Origin of the sequence: Streptomyces sp. NRRL B-3229 (assembly GCF_000719505.1) — a bacterium.
Taxonomy (GTDB): Bacteria; Actinomycetota; Actinomycetes; order Streptomycetales; family Streptomycetaceae; genus Streptomyces; species Streptomyces griseorubiginosus.
In genome coordinates this window covers 218567-234523 of the sequence record NZ_JOGP01000011.1, presented here as the reverse complement: position 1 = coordinate 234523, position 15957 = coordinate 218567, and the positions used below count along the sequence as shown (strand labels likewise).

Here is a 15957-nt window from a genome sequence, read left to right as displayed (position 1 = left end):
TGCCCCGGTGGCGCGGCTGCCCGATAACACCCCCCAGCGTAGACACCGCGGGCCGTGAGGGCCTCGGTGCTCCGCCGACTCTCCGCCTGCGGCAGGATGGATGCCACCTGGTACGTACGCGTCACTCGCGTTCCTACTGAAGACAACCGCTGGAGACGCCCGGTGAGTTCCCCTGATCCGCAGGTTCGCGCAGCGCGAAACCAGTCAACCAATCCCGCCACGCGCGGGCCAGTCGTCGCGGTCACCGGTGCCGCGTCCGGCGTCGGAGCACTGCTCGTCGAGCGGCTCGCCGCCTCGGAGGAGATCAAGCAGGTCATCGCGCTGGACGAGCGGCGCGGCGAGTGCGCGGCGGCGCAGTGGCACATCCTGGACGTGCGGGATCCGGCCATCGCGGACAAGCTCCGCGGGGCCGATGTCGTGGTGCATCTGGCCCTCGACCTCGATCTGGAGACGGACCCCGCCGCACGTACGGCCTACAACGTCCGGGGGACGCAGACCGTGCTGACCGCGGCCGCGGCAGCGGGCGTCCACCGGGTCGTGCTGTGCACCTCCGCGATGGTCTACGGCGCGCTGCCGGACAACGAGCTGCCCCTGTCGGAGGACGCAGAGCTGCGGGCCACCGCCGAGGCGACCGGCGTCGGCGACCTGCTGGAGATCGAGCGGCTCGCGCGGCGGGCCCCCAGGGCGCACCCCGGGCTCAACGTCACCGTCGTACGGCCCGCCGTACTGGTGGGCGGGGGCACCGACACCGCCCTGACCCGGTACTTCGAGTCGCCCCGGCTGCTGGTGGTGGCCGGGTCCCGGCCCGCCTGGCAGTTCTGCCACGTCGAGGACCTGTGCGCCGCTCTGGAGCACGCCGTCCTGGAGAAGGTCGACGGGGAACTGGCCGTGGGCTGCGACGGATGGCTGGAGCAGGAGGAGATCGAGGAGCTCAGCGGGATCCGCCGGATGGAGCTGCCGTCGGCGGTGGCGCTGGGCGCGGCGGCCCGGCTGCACCGGATCGGACTCACGCCGTCCCCCGCCGGGGACCTCGCGTACACCATGTACCCCTGGGTGGTGAGCGGCAGCCGGCTGCACGACGCCGGGTGGCGGCCGCGGTGGACCAACGAGGAGGTGCTCGCGGAGCTCCTCGAGGAGGTCGCCGGGCGGCACACGGTCGCCGGGCGGCGGCTGGGGCGGAAGGACGCGACGGCGGCGGGGGCGGCGGGGGCGACGGTTGCGCTGCTCGGTGCGGCGGCTGTGGTGCGGCGGGCTCGGAAGGCCCGGCGGAGAATCTGAGGGGTGCGCCTCAGCGGGGGGCGTGAGGCAGTCGGGCGGCTGCGGGTCAGTCGTGGCCGGTCGCGCAGTTCCCCGCGCCCCTGGGTGAGTGCACTGTACGAGTCTCCAATCGTGCACACGCGTGTGCCTGGTGAAAGTTCGATTCCGGGTCGGTCGGAGCGTGCGGCACGATGGAGGCATGGCAGCCATCAGCGATCACCCCGGTGAGCAGACCGCCGACGAGCCCATCAAGCTCCTCGCCATCCGCGACACCCCCCTCTCCCTCGACGAGGTCTTCCGGGCCGTGGGGGACGACGCCGCCGGAGGGACCGCGCTGTTCGTCGGGACCGTGCGGAACCACGACGGTGGGGTCGACGTCGACAAGCTCGGGTACTCCTGCCACCCCAGTGCCGAGGCCGAGATGCGAAGGGTCGCGGAAAAGGTCGTCGCCGAGTTCCCGGTGCGGGCGCTCGCCGCTGTGCACCGGGTGGGGGATCTCGGCGTCGGGGACCTCGCTGTCGTCGTCGCCGTTTCCTGTCCGCATCGGGGCGAGGCCTTCGAGGCCTGCCGGAAGCTGATCGACGATCTCAAGCACGAGGTGCCGATCTGGAAGCACCAGACGTTTTCTGACGGTACGGAGGAATGGGTCGGCGCCTGCTGAGCCCGCCTTTGGCTCGCCGTCGGCGCCTGCTGAGCCTGCCGTCGGCACCTGCTGAACCCTTCCTTCACCCCTCCGGTTGCGTAACCGCACCCCTGGCACGAGCGTTGTCAGTGCGGATGGTTAATCTGCTGATCAGTCAGTTTTCCGCGATCGCTCGGCGGTCGCTCGGTCCGGGGTCGGAGGTCGGCATGGGGGCGCTCATCTGGTTGTTGATTCCACTCGTGGCCGCGGTCGCGGCCGGGTTGTGGGGCAGCTGGGCCAACCGCACCCGCAAGGTCCGCAGCGACGGCCCCGAGCTCGACGGCTACGCCCGTTTCCGCGCCGCCATGGAGAAGTCCCACTCCGGTACCTGACCTCGGCCGGGTACGGCGCCCTGACGATGGTCCGACAGATACGTCCCGTACTGTCGTGCCATGCCACGCCGCACCGCGACGATGCTCGCCTCCACCCTGATGCTGATCGCGCTTCTCTGCGCGGGAGTCTTCATCAAAGTGCCCTACTCCGAGCTGTCACCGGGCCCCACGGTGAACACCCTCGGGGACCACGGCGGCGAGCCGGTGCTCCAGATCTCCGGACGCAAGACGTATCCGACGAGCGGTCACCTGAACATGACCACCGTCCGGGTCACCAGCGCGGACTACAAGATGAACATCGTCGAGGCCGTCTACGGCTGGCTCGCGCACGACGCCAAGGTCGTCCCGCACGACACGCTCTACCCGGACGGCAAGACCGAGGAGCAGTCGACCCAGGAGAACGCCGAGGAGTTCAGCCAGTCCCAGGAGAGCGCCAAGGTCGCCGCCCTGAAGGAGCTGCACGTCCCCGTGCAGTCCTGGGTGATCGTCTCGACCGTCGTCAAGGACTCCCCGGCCGAGGGCAGGCTGCACGCCGGTGACGTGATCAAGGACGTCGACGGGACGGCGGTGAAGGCCCCGGATGACGTCGCAAAGCTGGTGACCAGGCACAAGCCGGGCGAGAAGGTCGTCTTCACGATCGTGCCCGCCAAGGAACAGGCCGCCGCCGAGAAGGCGAACAAGCCGGCGACGAAGACCGAGAAGATCACCATCACCACCAGGACGTCCGAGGACGACGGCGCCAAGCGGGCCATCGTCGGGATCGCCGCCGGGACCGACCACACCTTCCCGTTCACCATCGACATCAAGCTCGCCGACGTCGGCGGCCCGAGCGCCGGCCTGATGTTCGCGCTCGGCATCTACGACAAGCTGACCCCGGGGAGCCTCACCGGCGGCAAGTTCGTCGCCGGCACCGGCACGATCGACGACGACGGCAAGGTCGGCCCGATCGGCGGCATCGAGATGAAGACGGTCGGCGCACGTGACAAGGGCGCCCAGTACTTCCTGACGCCCGCCGACAACTGCGCGGCCGCCGCCAAGGACACCCCGAGCGGGCTCACCCTGATCAAGGTGAACACCATCGACGACGCCCTCGGCGCGCTCAAGGACCTCCGCGAGGGCAAGACGTCCGACCTGCCGAAGTGCACGAAGAGCTAGCCGCGCGGGGCTAGTCCGCGAACGTCGCCGACAACGCCTCCGCGAGGCCCGGGACCAGGTCGCCGCCCGTGAGGACCTCCGTGGGGGAGTCCTTCTCGCGCAGGCGCAGCGCCGAGTCGCGGGTGCCGTCGCGCAGCACCCCGACCGTCATGCGGACCTCCTGGCGGTCCGGGTGCTCGGCGACCCACTTCGCCAGCTTGGCCTCGCTCAGCCCCTGCGGGACGGACGCCTCAGCCGACGGCGGCAGCATCAGGCGCTCGACTGTGAGCGCGCAGCCGACGACCGCGTCGGGCCAGGCGATGGTGCCGAGGAACTCGTCGAGGGGCTTGCCCGCGGGAATCTCCTCCTGCTCGACCGGGGTCAGAGCCGCGGACTCCTGCGCCCCCTCCTGACCGAGCTGGCTCGCGAGAGCGGGTTCCTGGGCGCGCAGCCGGGCGGTGTCGACGAGGGCGAAGAGGCGGGCGGGCTGGTCCCAGCCGAGGCCGGAGGCGTACTCGTCGATCTCGAGTACGGCCCGGGTGAGCGGGCTCGCCGCCATGGGAGTGTTGGACATGGTCACAATCCTGCCTCGTTCATCACCGGAATCGGGAACCGAGTAAACGGTGAGTAAGTTGCATAGGTGGGGGCCCGCGATCACGGGGGGCCACCCAGGGCCCGCGAACCCGGGGGTCTGACGGATCGACAGCGAACTTCGAGGTGCGCACCTTGGCTTTCCAGATGCCGGACCGCGGCGGAGGCCCGACAGGGCCGCGGATGAGAGTGGGCCGCCCGTCCCGGCGTGCCAGGACCCTGCTCATGACGCTGGGCGTCCTTGCCGTCCTCGGCATGGCGTTCACCATGTTCGCGGGTTTCTGGACTGACTGGCTCTGGTACCGCTCGGTGAACTACTCGTCCGTGTTCACCACCACCCTGTGGACCAAGATCGGGCTGTTCTTCGTCTTCGGTGTGCTGATGGCCCTCGCGGTCGGCCTCAACATCTGGCTGGCGCACCGGCTCCGGCCGCCGCTGAGCGCCATGTCCATGGAGCAGCAGAACCTCGACCGCTACCGGATGGGCATCGCGCCGTACAAGAAGTGGCTGCTGCTCGGCATCGTCTCCCTGGTGGGCCTCATCGCGGGCGCCTCGGCGGCCGGCCAGTGGCGGACCTGGCTGATGTGGGTCAACGGCGTCTCCTTCGGCCAGAAGGACCCGCAGTTCCACCTCGACATCTCCTTCTACACCTTCGACCTGCCCTGGTACCGGTTCCTGCTCGGCTTCGGGTTCGCCGCCACGATCCTCTCCGTGATCGCCGCGGCCCTGACCCACTACCTCTACGGCGGCCTCAGGATCACCTCGCCGGGTGCGCGGGCCACGGCCGCGGCCACCGGACACCTCTCGGTGCTGCTCGGCGTCTTCGTCACCCTGAAGGCGGTCGCCTACTGGCTCGACCGGTACGGCCTCGCGGTCAAGTCCAGCGACTTCAAGGCGACCGACAGCTGGACCGGCCTGAGGTACGTCGACGCCAACGCCTATCTGCCGGCGAAGACCATCCTGTTCTGCATCGCCGTCATCTGCGCCCTGCTGTTCTTCGCCACCCTGTGGCGCCGCACCTGGCAGCTGCCCGTGATCGGCTTCGGCCTGATGGTGCTCTCGGCGATCCTCATCGGCGGCCTCTACCCGGCGATCGTCCAGAAGTTCCAGGTCCAGCCGAACGAGCAGGCCAAGGAAGCCCCGTACGTCGAGAAGAACCTCAAGGCGACGCGCGAGGCGTACGGCATCGACGACGCCTCGGTGACCGAGTACGCGGGCAAGTCCACCACCACGGACAAGACCACGCTGCGCGACGACGTCGACGCCACGGCCAGCATCCGGGTCGTGGACCCCAACGTCGTCTCGCCGACGTTTCAGCAGCTCCAGCAGATGCGCAACTACTACGCGTTCCCGACCAACCTGGACGTCGACCGGTACAGCAAGGACGGCAAGAACGCCGGGGATCAGGACACGGTCATCGGGCTGCGTGAGCTGAACCTCGCGGGCATCCCGAAGAACAACTGGATCAACGACCACTTCCGCTACACCCACGGTTACGGCGTGGTCGCCGCGAAGGGCACCGAGGCCGACGACGAGGGCCGCCCGGTCTTCACCGAGTCCAACCTGCCCTCCCAGGGCGACCTCGGCGAGTACCAGCAGCGCGTCTACTACGGCGAGAAGACCACCACCTACTCGATCGTCGGCGGTCCCCAGAAGGAGATCGACTACTCCGACGACTCCGGCGAGAAGACCTACAGCTACAAGGCCAAGAGCGGGGTCAACCTCTCCAACCCGGTCAACCGGGCCGCGTACGCGGTGGCGTTCAGCGAGCCGCAGATCCTCTACTCCGGAGCGATCGGCGAGGGCTCGCGGATCCTGTACAACCGCACGCCCAAGCAGCGCGTCGAGGCGGTCGCCCCCTGGCTGACCATCGACGGCGACGCCTATCCGGCGGTGGTGAACGGCAGGATCCAGTGGATCGTCGACGCGTACACCACGACGAACGGCTACCCGTACTCCTCGCGCACGACCCTCGGTGACACCACGGCCGACTCGCTGACCGCGACCAACAACCAGCGCGCGGTGGTGGCCCAGCAGAACCAGGTCAACTACATCCGCAACTCGGTGAAGGCGACCGTCGACGCGTACACAGGCCAGGTCAAGCTCTACCAGTGGGACACCCAGGACCCGGTTCTCAAGACCTGGATGAAGGCGTTCCCGGGCACGGTGGAGTCGAAGAAGGACATCTCCACCGACCTGATGGCCCATCTGCGGTACCCGCAGGACCTGTTCAAGGTCCAGCGCGAACTGCTGGCCCGCTACCACGTCGAGGACGCGGACACCTTCCTCAGCGGCAGCGAGGTGTGGCAGGTGCCGGACGACCCGACCAACAAGTCGGGCGACGCGGTGCCGCCGTACTACCTGAGCATGAAGATGCCCGACCAGAAGGCGCAGGCGTTCTCGCTCACGACGACGTTCACGCCCAACGGCCGGGACAACCTCAGCGCGTTCATGGCGGTCGACGCCGAGGCGGGCACCAGTGACTACGGCAAGATCAGAATCCTGAAACTCCCGACCAACACCACGGTCAACGGGCCCAAACAGGTGCAGAGCCAGTTCAACTCCGAACAGGACATCGCCGAGACCATCAGCCTCCTCAACAGAGGCGACTCCAATGTGGAGTACGGCAACCTCCTGACGGTGCCGCTCGACGGTGGACTGCTCTACGTGGAGCCGGTCTACGTACGCGGTGGTGGACTCAAGTACCCGCTGCTGCGGAAGGTGTTGGTGACCTACGGCGGCAACACCGCCTTCGAGGACACCCTCGACCAGGCCCTGAACAAGGTCTTCGGGGCGGACGCCTCGACCACCCCGCCACCGGAGGACGACGGCGGGACCAAGCCGCCGCCGACTTCCAGCAACCCGACGGTCCAACAGGCCCTGAACGACGCCCAGAAGGCGTTCGACGCCGGCCAGGAAGCCCTCAAGAAGGGTGACTGGGAGGCCTACGGCCGGGCCCAGGACGACCTCCAGGACGCACTCAAGCGTGCGGAGGACGCTCAGGCCGCGGCGAACAAGAGCGGCAGCAGCGCCAAACCCAGTAGCAGTCCCAAGCCCAGTAGCAGTCCCAAGCCCAGCAGCAGCCCGAAGCCCAGCAGCAGTCCCAGCGGCTGAGCAACCGCTGGTCAAAGCCCACCTCCGCGCCGTGATACGGTTGGAACACAACGGCGCGGGGTGGAGCAGCTCGGTAGCTCGCTGGGCTCATAACCCAGAGGTCGCAGGTTCAAATCCTGTCCCCGCTACTGGAATCGAAGGCCCGGATCCTTTCAGGATCCGGGCCTTCGTGATGTGCGAACGCATGTGCCGAGGAAGCGACGGCCGTGCCGCCGGGGGCAGTTGGCGGGAACTGTGTTTCACTTGTCGTTCTGTGGGCATGTCGACAAAACGCTGAAGTGACCTCACTGGCTGCGGTATACCAGGTGTACCCAGGTTGCAGGTGGTGCGACGATGGACGTTATGGGGGACAAGGCAACTCTGTTCGAGACAGGGCGTTTTGTGCAACCTTCCGGGCGGGACGGGGTCGGGGAGGCGCCTGACGACGCCGCCGAGGAGGTCCGGCAGCGGCTCGCCGCCGAAGCCGGTGACGTCGAGGCGATGAGCGTCCTCGGCGCCCTGCTGCTGCGCCGCGGTGATCTCGACGGAGCCGAGCCCCATCTGCGTGCCGCCACCGCCGCCGGCGACCGGGCCGCCGCCAACAACCTGGGCGTCCTCCTCCACCAGCGCGGGTACGCCGACGACGCGGCCGGCTGGTGGCGGATCGCCGCCGTCGCCGGTTCCGCCGCGGCCGCCCACGCGCTGGGCCGCCACCACCGCGAGCGGGGCGACGAGCCCGCCGCCGAGTACTGGCTGCGCCAGTCCGCCGAGCAGGGGCACGCGCTCGGCGCCTACGCCCTCGCCGACCTGCTGGAGCACCGCGGGGACGCGGACGCCGAGCAGTGGATGCGGACCGCCGCCGAGCGGGGACACCGGGAGGCCGCCTACCGGCTGGCCCGCACCCTCGACCGCCGACTGGTGCCCGAGGGGGACGTCGGGGAGGACCACGGCGCCGGGGCCGACGCCGAGCAGTGGTACCGGCAGGCCGCCGCGCGCGGGCACCGGCGGGCGGCGCTGCACCTCGGGGCCATTCTGGAGCGGCGCGGCGCGCTCAAGGAGGCCGGCCGCTGGTACCTGACCTCCGCGAAGGACGGCGAGGCGCGGGCCGCCTGCGCGCTCGGATTCCTGCTGCGGGACGCGGGCGACACCGAGAGCGCCGCCGTGTGGTGGCTGCGCGCCGCCCAGGACGGCGACGGCAACGCGGCCAACGCGCTGGGCGCGCTGCACGCCGAGCGCGGCGAGCCGCAGACCGCCGAGCGCTGGTACCGGGCCGCGATGGACGCCGGGGACGACAACGGCGCGTACAACCTCGGGCTGCTCTGCGCCGAGCAGGGCCGGACCGCACAGGCCGAGCAGTGGTACCGGCGGGCCGCGTACGCGGGGCACCGGGAGGCGGCGAACGCGCTGGCCATCCTGCTGCTCCAGGGCGGTGACACGGCCGGTGCGGAGCCGTGGTTCTCCAAGGCCGCCGAGGCCGGGAGCGTCGACGCCGCGTTCAACCTCGGCATCCTGTTCGCCGGACGGGGCGAGGAGGCCGTCGCGCTGCGCTGGTACGAGCGGGCGGCCGCCGCCGGGCACACCGAGGCGGCGCTCCAGGTCGGCATCGCCCGGCTGCGGGACGGCGACGAGGCCACCGCCGAGCGGCATCTGCGGTGCGCGGCGGGAGGCGGCAGCGCGGAGGCCGCGTACCGGCTCGCCACCGTGCTCGACGCCCGGCGGCCGCCGGTGCCCGCGCACACGCTCGGGGAGCCGGTGCACGAGGAGAAGAGCGAGTGCGAGGAGTGGTACGAGCGGGCGGCCTCGCAGGGGCACCGGCGCGCCCAGGTGCGGGTGGGGATGCTCGCCGCGTCCCGGGGCGATGTCGTCGAGGCGGCCCGGTGGTACCGGGAGGCCGCGGAGGCCGGCTCCCGCAACGGCGCCTTCAACCTGGGACTGCTGCTCGCCCGCGAGGGGAGTGAGCCGGAGGCCGCCGTGTGGTGGACCCGGGCCGCCGACGCGGGGCACGGGCGGGCGGCGTTGCGGCTGGCCCTCGTCTACGCGCGTCGGGGAGAGCTGGCGGAGGGGCAGCGGTGGGCCGACCGGGCGGTGGCGCTGGGGCCGGCGGAGGTCTCGGAGCGGGCGGCGCGGTTGCGGGACGCGCTGCGGGAAGAACTGTCTGCCTGATGTGGGCGCCGGGTGAGCACGTCTGGCGGCTGCGGGTCCGCTGTGGCTCGTCGCGCAGTTCCCCGCGCCCCTAGGGAGTGCAGTTGAGCGATTTGCTTCTGGGCTCATCCTTCACGTAACGTTGCATTCATCGACGCGGGGTGGAGCAGCTCGGTAGCTCGCTGGGCTCATAACCCAGAGGTCGCAGGTTCAAATCCTGTCCCCGCTACTGAAGGCCGAGGGCCGGAATCCGAAAGGGTTCCGGCCCTCGGCTTGTTGCCCTGTCGGGTTGTTGTCCCGTGGGCAGCACGAAGCCCCGGCGTCCTGGAAGGACGCCGGGGCTTCGGTGTGGTTCGTCAGGCCGCCGCGCAGTTCGGGCACACGCCGCGGTATGTCACCTCGACGTCCGAGACGGTGAAGCCGAAGCGCTCGGAGTCGGGGAGGTCGGCCATCGGGTTGCCCGTGGGGTGGACGTCCCGGATGGCGCCGCACTGGGCGCAGACCAGGTGGTGGTGCGGCCGGTGCGCGTTGGGGTCGTACCTCTTGGCGCGCTTGTCGGTCGCGACCTCGAGCACCTCGCCGAGGGTGACCAGCTCGCCCAGGGTGTTGTAGACGGTCGCCCGGGAGATCTCGGGCAGCTTGGCGACGGCGCGCGCGTGGACCTCGTCGGCCGTCAGATGGACGTGGTCGCCGTCGAGGACCTCGGCCACGACGCGCCGCTGCGCGGTCATCCGCCATCCGCGGCCGCGCAGTCGTTCCAGTAGGTCGCTCATGTGCACCAGCCTAACAGCTGGAGACCAGAATCCGAACGGGTGTGAGATTGGATGGCTGCTCGAATTGGACTGAGTCCAGTGTGGCTCTAGTGGGGTGACCCGGTGCCGGCCGGAACGCGCTGCCGTGCCGGTGCCCAGCAGCGGATGATGTCGCGGACCGAGACGATGCCCACGGGCTCGCCGTGGTCCAGCACGATGAGGTGCCGGAAGCCGCCGTGGGCCATCGCCTGCGCGGCCTCCTCCAGCGTCCAGGTCGGGGTGGCGAACACGACGTCGGTGGTGGTGTGGGCGTGGACGTGCTCCGCGTCCGGGCTCTGGCCCAGGCCCACGGAGTTGAGAAGGTCTCGCTCGGTCAGAATGCCGGTTCCGGTGCCGTCGGGATCGAGGACCACGGCCGCGCCCACCCGGCGGGCGGACATCAGGGCGGCGGCCTGGCGGAGGGTGTGGGCGGGGCCGATGGTCAGGACCACCGTGCTCATGGCGTCGCGGACGAGCATGGGTCGGAGTCACCTCCAGGTGGGCCACTGGGATAGTTCAGTGGTTCACAAGTTCACAAATGAGGGTGGGTTCAGAGTCCCAGGTAAAGCGAGGGTCAACAAGGGGGCGCGCGCTACCGATTGAGGGCGCACGCGCTCAGATGTGCTTCCTGGGTGCGCTGTTCGGCTCCGGTAGGCCTAGTAGCGCTCGTTGAGGTATCCCAGCAGCTCGTCGTGGAGCAGGCCGTTGGAGGCGGCGGCGTTGCCGCTGTGCGGGCCGGGGCGGCCGTCGAGACCGGTGAAGGTGCCGCCGGCCTCGGTGACGACGATCGCGTTCGCCGCCATGTCCCACAGCGACAGCTCCGGCTCGGCGCAGATGTCGATCGAGCCCTCGGCGACCATCATGTACGGCCAGAAGTCGCCGTACGCGCGCGTGCGCCAGACCTCGCGGGTCAGGTCCAGGAACCCGCCCAGCCGACCCTGGTCCTCCCAGCCGGTGAGCGAGGAGTACGCGAAGGACGCGTCGGTGAGCTTGCCGACCTTGGAGACGTGCAGGCGGGAGGCGGAGGACAGGCTGCGGCCGGTGAAGGCGCCGTGGCCCTTCGCGGCCCACCACCGGCGGCCGAGGGCGGGGGCCGAGACCACGCCGACGACGGGCTGGTAGCCGCCCTCCGCCGCCTCCATCAGGGAGATCAGGGTGGCCCACACGGGGACGCCCCGCACGTAGTTCTTGGTGCCGTCGATGGGGTCGATCACCCAGCGGCGGGGGCCGGTGCCCTCCACGCCGTACTCCTCGCCGAGGATCGCGTCCCTCGGGCGGGCCCGCTTGAGGTGGTTGCGGATGAGTTCCTCCGCCGCCTTGTCTGCTTCGCTGACCGGGGTCATGTCCGGTTTCGTCTCGACCTTGAGGTCCATCGCCTTGAAGCGGTCCATGGTGGTCGCGTCGGCCGCGTCGGCGAGGACGTGGGCGAGGCGGAGGTCGTCGAGGTAGTCCGGCATGGGGCGAACGGTATCTGTCGCTGTCGGTGCGGTGCTATAGGGGTCGGAGTGTGGACGCCTAGTTCGGAGTGTGGACGCCTGGTGGGGTGCCGGGTCCGGTCGTACGGCGGCTGCGGGTCCGTTGTCGTTGCGCCTGCGCGAAGTTCGCGCACTTCCTCATGCCCCCGCGAACCCTTGACAGTGCCCCCGGGCGCGTCAAATCTGGGCGCAGGGCTGCTTGCTCCCTGGGAGGCGATGATGCCTGCTGCTCGGGAATCGCTGCTGGATGCCGCTTACGCGGCGTTGGCGCGTCGGCCGTGGTCCGCCGTGAGGATGGTGGACGTCGCGGTGGTGGCCGGGGTGTCCCGGCAGACGCTGTACAACGAGTTCGGGAGCAAGGAAGGGCTGGCCCGCGCGCTCGTGAGACGAGAGGCCGACGGTTACCTCGTCGGCGTGGAGCGGGCGCTCACCGCGCACGGCGACGCCCGCGAGCGGCTGACCGCGGCCGCCGAGTGGACCGCGGTCTCCGCCCGGGAGAACGCGCTGGTACGGGCCATGCTCACCGGCTGTTGGGGGGAACGGCTGCCCTCGCCGACGCTCTCCGCGGTGCCGTCCTCCTCCGCGGTGCCGGCCCAGCGCCGGGCGGACGGGCCGCTGCCGTCGCCCGGTGACTTCGTGGCCCTGGTCCGCGACCGTGCCGTCTCGGTCCTCGCCGGACCCGGCGTGCACAAGGCGGACGTCCCCGAACTCGCCCGCTCCTGCGAACTGGCCGTCCGGCTCGCCCTGTCCTGCGTGGTCGCTCCGCCGGGCGAGGGCGGCGTCGCGGACCTGGTCCGCAGCGCCTTGCACCGCCAGTTCGCGTGAGCGGCAGTCCGCGCGACCGGCGGGACCTAGTGCTGTGAGCCCGACAGCTGGAGGCCGATCACGCCGATGATCACCAGGCTGATCGAGACGATCTTCAGCGTCGAGACGAGGTCGTCGAGGAAGATCATTCCGTAGATCGCGGTGCCCGCCGCGCCGATACCGGTCCACACGGCATAGGCGGGGCCGACGTCCAGCTTCTTCAGTGACAGGGTCAGCAGGCCGAAGCTGCCGAGCGCGAAGATGCAGAACGCGATGGTCGGCCACAGCCGGGTGAACCCGTGGGAGAGCTTCAGACACACGGCGAAACCGGTCTCCAGCAACCCGGCCACCACCACCAGCAGCCACGCCATGTGCTGTCCTCCCGTATGTCCGGCTCGGTGCGAGTATGCACTTACCGAACTCGCGTACACCCAAACAACGCGGAGGTCAGTCGCCCCGGCTCCCGGTCAGTCCCCCTCCGTGCGCTCCCGTGCCGCCAGCAGCCGGCGCAGCGAGTACAGCCGGGCCGGATCGGCGTGGCCCTCGGCCACCCACTCGTCCAGCGCACAGTCCGGCTCGTCGTGGCTGCACGCGCGAGGGCAGTTCTCGGTCCCCGGCTCCAGGTCGGGGAACGCGTGGATCACCCGGGACGGGTCCACGTGGTGCAGCCCGAACGACCGCACGCCCGGGGTGTCGATCACCCAGCCGTCGTCGCCCGCCAGGGGCAGCGCCAGCGCCGAGGTCGTGGTGTGGCGGCCGCGGCCGGTCACCGCGTTCACATGACCGGTCAGGCGCCTGCGGTCCTCCGGGACCAGCGCGTTCACCAGGGTGGTCTTGCCCACGCCCGAGTGGCCGACGAAGGCCGTGATCTTGCCGTCCAGCTGCTCGCGCACCCGGGCCGCCGCATCGCCGTTCTCCAGCTCCTCGCGGCTGGTGACGACATACGGGATGTCCAGGTCGCCGTAGAGCTCCAGGAGCTTGTCCGGTGGGGCGAGGTCCGACTTGGTCATGACCAGCAGGGGGGTCAGCCCGCCGTCGTAGGCCGCGACCAGGCAGCGGTCGATGAGCCGTGGCCGGGGTTCCGGGTCGGCGAGGGCGGTGACGATGGCGAGCTGGTCGGCGTTGGCGACGACCACCCGCTCGTACGGGTCGTCGTCGTCGGCCGTACGGCGCAGCACCGAGGTGCGCTCCTCGATCCGGACGATCCGCGCGAGGGTGTCCTTCTGGCCCGACAGGTCGCCGACGAGGGCCACCCGGTCGCCGACGATCGCCGCTTTGCGGCCGAGCTCGCGGGCCTTCATCGCCATGACGATGCGGCCGTCCACGAGGACGGTCAGCCGGCCCCGGTCGACGGTCAGGACCATGCCCCAGGAGGCGTCCTCGTGCTTGGGCCGGATATGGGTGCGCGGCCGGTTCCCCTTGCGGTTGGGGCGGCTGCGGATGTCGTCCTCGTCGGTGTGCTTGCCGTAGCGGCGCATCGTCTACGTCCCTACGGCCTGTCGCTCCCGAGCATCCCTGTCCACAGATCCGGGAAGTCCGGCAGGGTCTTGGCCGTCGTCCCGACGTTCTCGATCTGTACCCCCTCGACGGCGAGGCCGATGATCGCGCCGGCGGTGGCCATGCGGTGGTCCTCGTAGGTGTGGAAGATCCCGTCGTGCAGCGGGCGCGGGCGGATGTGCAGTCCGTCGGCCGTCTCGGTGACGTCACCCCCGAGCTCATTGATCTCCTTGGTGAGCGCGGCCAGCCGGTCCGTCTCGTGCAGACGCAGATGGGACACCCCGCGCAGGGTGGAGGGGGAGTCCGCGAGGGCGGCGACCGCCGCGATGCCCGGGGTCAGCTCGCCGACCTCGCCGAGGTCGACATCGATGCCGTGGATGCCACCCGAACCGGTGAACACCAGCCCGTACTCGGTGAGTTCGCAGGAACCACCCATCTCGGTGAAGATCTCGCGCAGCCGGTCGCCGGGCTGGGTGGTGCGGGCCGGCCAGGCCGGGATCACCACCCGGCCGCCGGTCACCAGGGCGGCCGCCAGGAACGGCTGGGCGTTGGACAGGTCGGGCTCGATGGTCAGGTCCCGGCCCAGCAGGGCGCCCGGCGTGACCCGCCAGACGTTCGGCTCGCCGCCCGACTCCGGGGTGTCCACCTGGGCGCCGACCGCGCGGAGCATGTCGACGGTCATACGGATGTGGGGCATCGACGGCAGCGAGGAGCCGACGTGGCGGACCTCGACGCCCTGGTTGAAGCGCGGGCCGCTCAGCAGCAGGGCGCTCACGAACTGGGACGAGCTGGAGGCGTCGATCTCCACCGGGCCGCCGTCCAGGGCGCCGCTGCCGTGCACCGTCAGGGGGAGGGCACCCCGACCGTCGTCGTCGATCCGGGCGCCGAGCACGCGCAGCGCGTCGATCACGCCGTGCAGGGGGCGTTCGTACGACCTAGGGTCCCCGTCGAAGCGGACGGGGCCGTCGGCAAGGGCGGCGACGGGGGGCAGGAAGCGCATGACGGTGCCGGCGTTGCCGACGTCGACGGTGGCGGGACCGCGGAGTCCTGCCGGGAGGACGCGCCAGGTCTCTCCGGTGCCGTCGGGGCCCACTCCCTCCTCGATGCCGACGCCCATCTCGCGGAGGGCGGCGGCCATGAGGAGGGTGTCGCGGGAGCGGAGGGGGCGGCGGAGCCAGCCGGGTTCGCTCGCGAGGGCTGCCAGTACGAGGGCGCGGTTGGTGACTGACTTGGACCCCGGGACGTGGACCGTGGCGTCGACGGCTCCGCTTGCTTGGGGGGCGGGCCAGAGGGCGGTGTCTGCGGGGTTCAAAGCCATGGGTTCACTTTAGTCGGGGGTTGTGTGTCGGGTGCTGCGCCGTCGTGGCTGGTCGCGCCCCGCGGCGGAGCCGCTGATGTCACAGCCCCGCGCCCCTGTGATGCGGCCCTTCGGGCCTGCATCACACCTCCAACATCCACCTGCCCCCGCCTATCAGCGAGCACAGGCTCACCGCGTGGAACAGGAACAGCCACAACCCCGCCGGTACGTGCGTCAGGCGGGAGAGCTGGTCCGCGTCCGAGTCGCCCGCGCCGCCTCTCGAGCGCTTCGCCTGTAGCTCGAAAGCGGGACGTACTCCGCCGAGCAGCAGGAACCACACGACCGCGTAGGCGAAGGCCGCCTGTACCTGGGGGCCGGTGAGCCAGGAGACCACCACGAAGGTGCCGCCGGTGAGCACGACCGTCAGGGCTCCGTAGGCGTTGCGGATCATCACCAGCATCGCCACCAGCAGGGCCGTCGCCGCCCACAGCAGCAGGGTGATGCGGCCCGAGGCCAGCAGGGCCGCGCCGCCCAGGCCCAGCAGCGGGGGAGCGGTGTAGCCGGCCGCTGCCGTGAGGATCATGCCGATGCCGTGCGGCTTGCCGCGGCTGACGGTGAGGCCGCTGGTGTCGGAGTGCAGCCGTATGCCGGTCAGCTGGCGGCCGGTGCACAGGGCGACCAGGCCGTGTCCGCCCTCGTGGGCGATGGTGATCGCGTTGCGCGAGACGCGCCACAGCGGATGCGGGACCACTATGGCCAGCGCCGCCACCAGGGTGGCCAGCACCACCCACAGGTCGGGATCGGGCTGGAGGCCGGTGAGCTCGTCCCAGAGAGAGGTCGCTGTGCTGGTGTCCATGTTTCC

The 15957-nt window shown here is 70.6% G+C and carries 15 protein-coding genes and 2 tRNA genes; 9 read left to right on the top strand and 8 right to left on the bottom strand.

Going from position 1 to position 15957, the window contains the following annotated elements; genetic code table 11:
* Positions 1-162 precede the first annotated feature (162 nt).
* The 4 genes from IF54_RS0120160 (at position 163) to IF54_RS0120145 (ending at position 3426) form a co-directional block, all read left to right on the top strand.
* Positions 163-1278 (top strand): SDR family oxidoreductase, encoded by a 1116-nt coding sequence (locus IF54_RS0120160; RefSeq protein WP_030320572.1) that lies wholly within the window; start codon positions 163-165, stop codon positions 1276-1278.
* Positions 1279-1456: 178 nt separating this feature from the next.
* Positions 1457-1918 carry a molybdenum cofactor biosynthesis protein MoaE gene (locus IF54_RS0120155; RefSeq protein ID WP_030320569.1) on the top strand — a complete coding sequence of 154 codons (462 nt, stop codon included), beginning with the start codon at positions 1457-1459 and terminating at the stop codon, positions 1916-1918.
* A 188-nt stretch (positions 1919-2106) separates the two neighbouring features.
* Entirely contained in the window at positions 2107-2271 is a 165-nt protein-coding gene (locus IF54_RS43040) for a hypothetical protein (RefSeq protein ID WP_162952026.1), read from the top strand.
* Positions 2272-2331: 60 nt separating this feature from the next.
* Entirely contained in the window at positions 2332-3426 is a 1095-nt protein-coding gene (locus IF54_RS0120145; protein WP_030320567.1) for a PDZ domain-containing protein, read from the top strand.
* A gap of 10 nt (positions 3427-3436) precedes the next feature.
* On the opposite strand, the gene IF54_RS0120140 is transcribed toward IF54_RS0120145, so the two are convergent.
* Complete coding sequence (locus IF54_RS0120140) at positions 3437-3979, bottom strand: PPA1309 family protein (RefSeq protein WP_030320565.1); 543 nt, start codon at positions 3977-3979, stop codon at positions 3437-3439.
* A 164-nt stretch (positions 3980-4143) separates the two neighbouring features.
* Between IF54_RS0120140 and IF54_RS0120135 the strand changes: the two genes are divergently transcribed.
* From IF54_RS0120135 to IF54_RS0120120, 4 genes are all read left to right on the top strand, one after another.
* Entirely contained in the window at positions 4144-7110 is a 2967-nt protein-coding gene (locus tag IF54_RS0120135; protein WP_234439022.1) for a UPF0182 family protein, read from the top strand.
* Between the two features lie 54 nt (positions 7111-7164).
* Positions 7165-7238 (top strand) — tRNA-Met (locus tag IF54_RS0120130).
* A 205-nt stretch (positions 7239-7443) separates the two neighbouring features.
* On the top strand, positions 7444-9252 hold the full coding sequence (locus tag IF54_RS0120125; RefSeq protein ID WP_030320561.1) for a tetratricopeptide repeat protein: 1809 nt from the start codon (positions 7444-7446) through the stop codon (positions 9250-9252).
* Positions 9253-9386: 134 nt separating this feature from the next.
* Positions 9387-9460: transfer RNA gene (locus IF54_RS0120120), tRNA-Met, on the top strand.
* Between the two features lie 127 nt (positions 9461-9587).
* Here IF54_RS0120120 and IF54_RS0120115 read toward each other — a convergent pair.
* The 3 genes from IF54_RS0120115 to hisN form a co-directional block, all read right to left on the bottom strand.
* Positions 9588-10004, bottom strand: coding sequence for a Fur family transcriptional regulator (locus tag IF54_RS0120115; RefSeq protein WP_030320559.1), 417 nt, complete (start codon positions 10002-10004; stop codon positions 9588-9590).
* 86 nt (positions 10005-10090) lie between these two features.
* Complete coding sequence (locus tag IF54_RS0120110) at positions 10091-10501, bottom strand: cyclic nucleotide-binding/CBS domain-containing protein (RefSeq protein ID WP_030320558.1); 411 nt, start codon at positions 10499-10501, stop codon at positions 10091-10093.
* A 177-nt stretch (positions 10502-10678) separates the two neighbouring features.
* Entirely contained in the window at positions 10679-11479 is an 801-nt protein-coding gene (gene hisN / locus IF54_RS0120105) for a histidinol-phosphatase (protein WP_030320557.1), read from the bottom strand.
* Positions 11480-11713: 234 nt separating this feature from the next.
* Here hisN and IF54_RS0120100 point away from each other — a divergent pair, with 234 nt between their 5' ends.
* Complete coding sequence (locus tag IF54_RS0120100; RefSeq protein WP_037820266.1) at positions 11714-12322, top strand: TetR/AcrR family transcriptional regulator; 609 nt, start codon at positions 11714-11716, stop codon at positions 12320-12322.
* A 26-nt stretch (positions 12323-12348) separates the two neighbouring features.
* Here the strand turns inward: IF54_RS0120100 and IF54_RS0120095 are convergent, their stop codons facing one another.
* The 4 genes from IF54_RS0120095 to IF54_RS0120080 form a co-directional block, all read right to left on the bottom strand.
* Positions 12349-12672: a DMT family transporter gene (locus IF54_RS0120095; RefSeq protein ID WP_030320555.1), complete on the bottom strand. Its 324-nt coding sequence runs from the start codon at positions 12670-12672 to the stop codon at positions 12349-12351.
* A gap of 96 nt (positions 12673-12768) precedes the next feature.
* On the bottom strand, positions 12769-13779 hold the full coding sequence (rsgA, locus tag IF54_RS0120090) for a ribosome small subunit-dependent GTPase A (protein WP_030320554.1): 1011 nt from the start codon (positions 13777-13779) through the stop codon (positions 12769-12771).
* Positions 13780-13790: 11 nt separating this feature from the next.
* Positions 13791-15116: a 3-phosphoshikimate 1-carboxyvinyltransferase gene (gene aroA / locus IF54_RS0120085; RefSeq protein ID WP_030320553.1), complete on the bottom strand. Its 1326-nt coding sequence runs from the start codon at positions 15114-15116 to the stop codon at positions 13791-13793.
* A 121-nt stretch (positions 15117-15237) separates the two neighbouring features.
* A complete protein-coding gene (locus IF54_RS0120080) occupies positions 15238-15951 on the bottom strand; it encodes a M50 family metallopeptidase (protein WP_030320552.1) in 714 nt (237 codons plus the stop codon).
* Between the last annotated feature and the right edge of the window lie 6 nt (positions 15952-15957).

Bases quoted from the DNA above. Each gene is read 5' to 3' on its own strand.
- IF54_RS0120140 (WP_030320565.1), bottom strand. From the start codon at position 3,979: ATGTCCAACACTCCCATGGCGGCGAGCCCGCTCACCCGGGCCGTACTC.
- IF54_RS0120125 (WP_030320561.1), top strand. From the start codon at position 7,444: ATGGACGTTATGGGGGACAAGGCAACTCTGTTCGAGACAGGGCGTTTT.
- IF54_RS0120115 (WP_030320559.1), bottom strand. From the start codon at position 10,004: ATGAGCGACCTACTGGAACGACTGCGCGGCCGCGGATGGCGGATGACC.
- hisN (WP_030320557.1), bottom strand. From the start codon at position 11,479: ATGCCGGACTACCTCGACGACCTCCGCCTCGCCCACGTCCTCGCCGAC.
- IF54_RS0120080 (WP_030320552.1), bottom strand. From the start codon at position 15,951: ATGGACACCAGCACAGCGACCTCTCTCTGGGACGAGCTCACCGGCCTC.
- IF54_RS0120110 (WP_030320558.1), bottom strand. From the start codon at position 10,501: ATGCTCGTCCGCGACGCCATGAGCACGGTGGTCCTGACCATCGGCCCC.
- IF54_RS0120135 (WP_234439022.1), top strand. From the start codon at position 4,144: ATGCCGGACCGCGGCGGAGGCCCGACAGGGCCGCGGATGAGAGTGGGC.
- IF54_RS0120145 (WP_030320567.1), top strand. From the start codon at position 2,332: ATGCCACGCCGCACCGCGACGATGCTCGCCTCCACCCTGATGCTGATC.
- IF54_RS0120155 (WP_030320569.1), top strand. From the start codon at position 1,457: ATGGCAGCCATCAGCGATCACCCCGGTGAGCAGACCGCCGACGAGCCC.
- rsgA (WP_030320554.1), bottom strand. From the start codon at position 13,779: ATGCGCCGCTACGGCAAGCACACCGACGAGGACGACATCCGCAGCCGC.
- IF54_RS0120100 (WP_037820266.1), top strand. From the start codon at position 11,714: ATGATGCCTGCTGCTCGGGAATCGCTGCTGGATGCCGCTTACGCGGCG.
- IF54_RS0120095 (WP_030320555.1), bottom strand. From the start codon at position 12,672: ATGGCGTGGCTGCTGGTGGTGGTGGCCGGGTTGCTGGAGACCGGTTTC.
- IF54_RS43040 (WP_162952026.1), top strand. From the start codon at position 2,107: ATGGGGGCGCTCATCTGGTTGTTGATTCCACTCGTGGCCGCGGTCGCG.
- aroA (WP_030320553.1), bottom strand. From the start codon at position 15,116: ATGGCTTTGAACCCCGCAGACACCGCCCTCTGGCCCGCCCCCCAAGCA.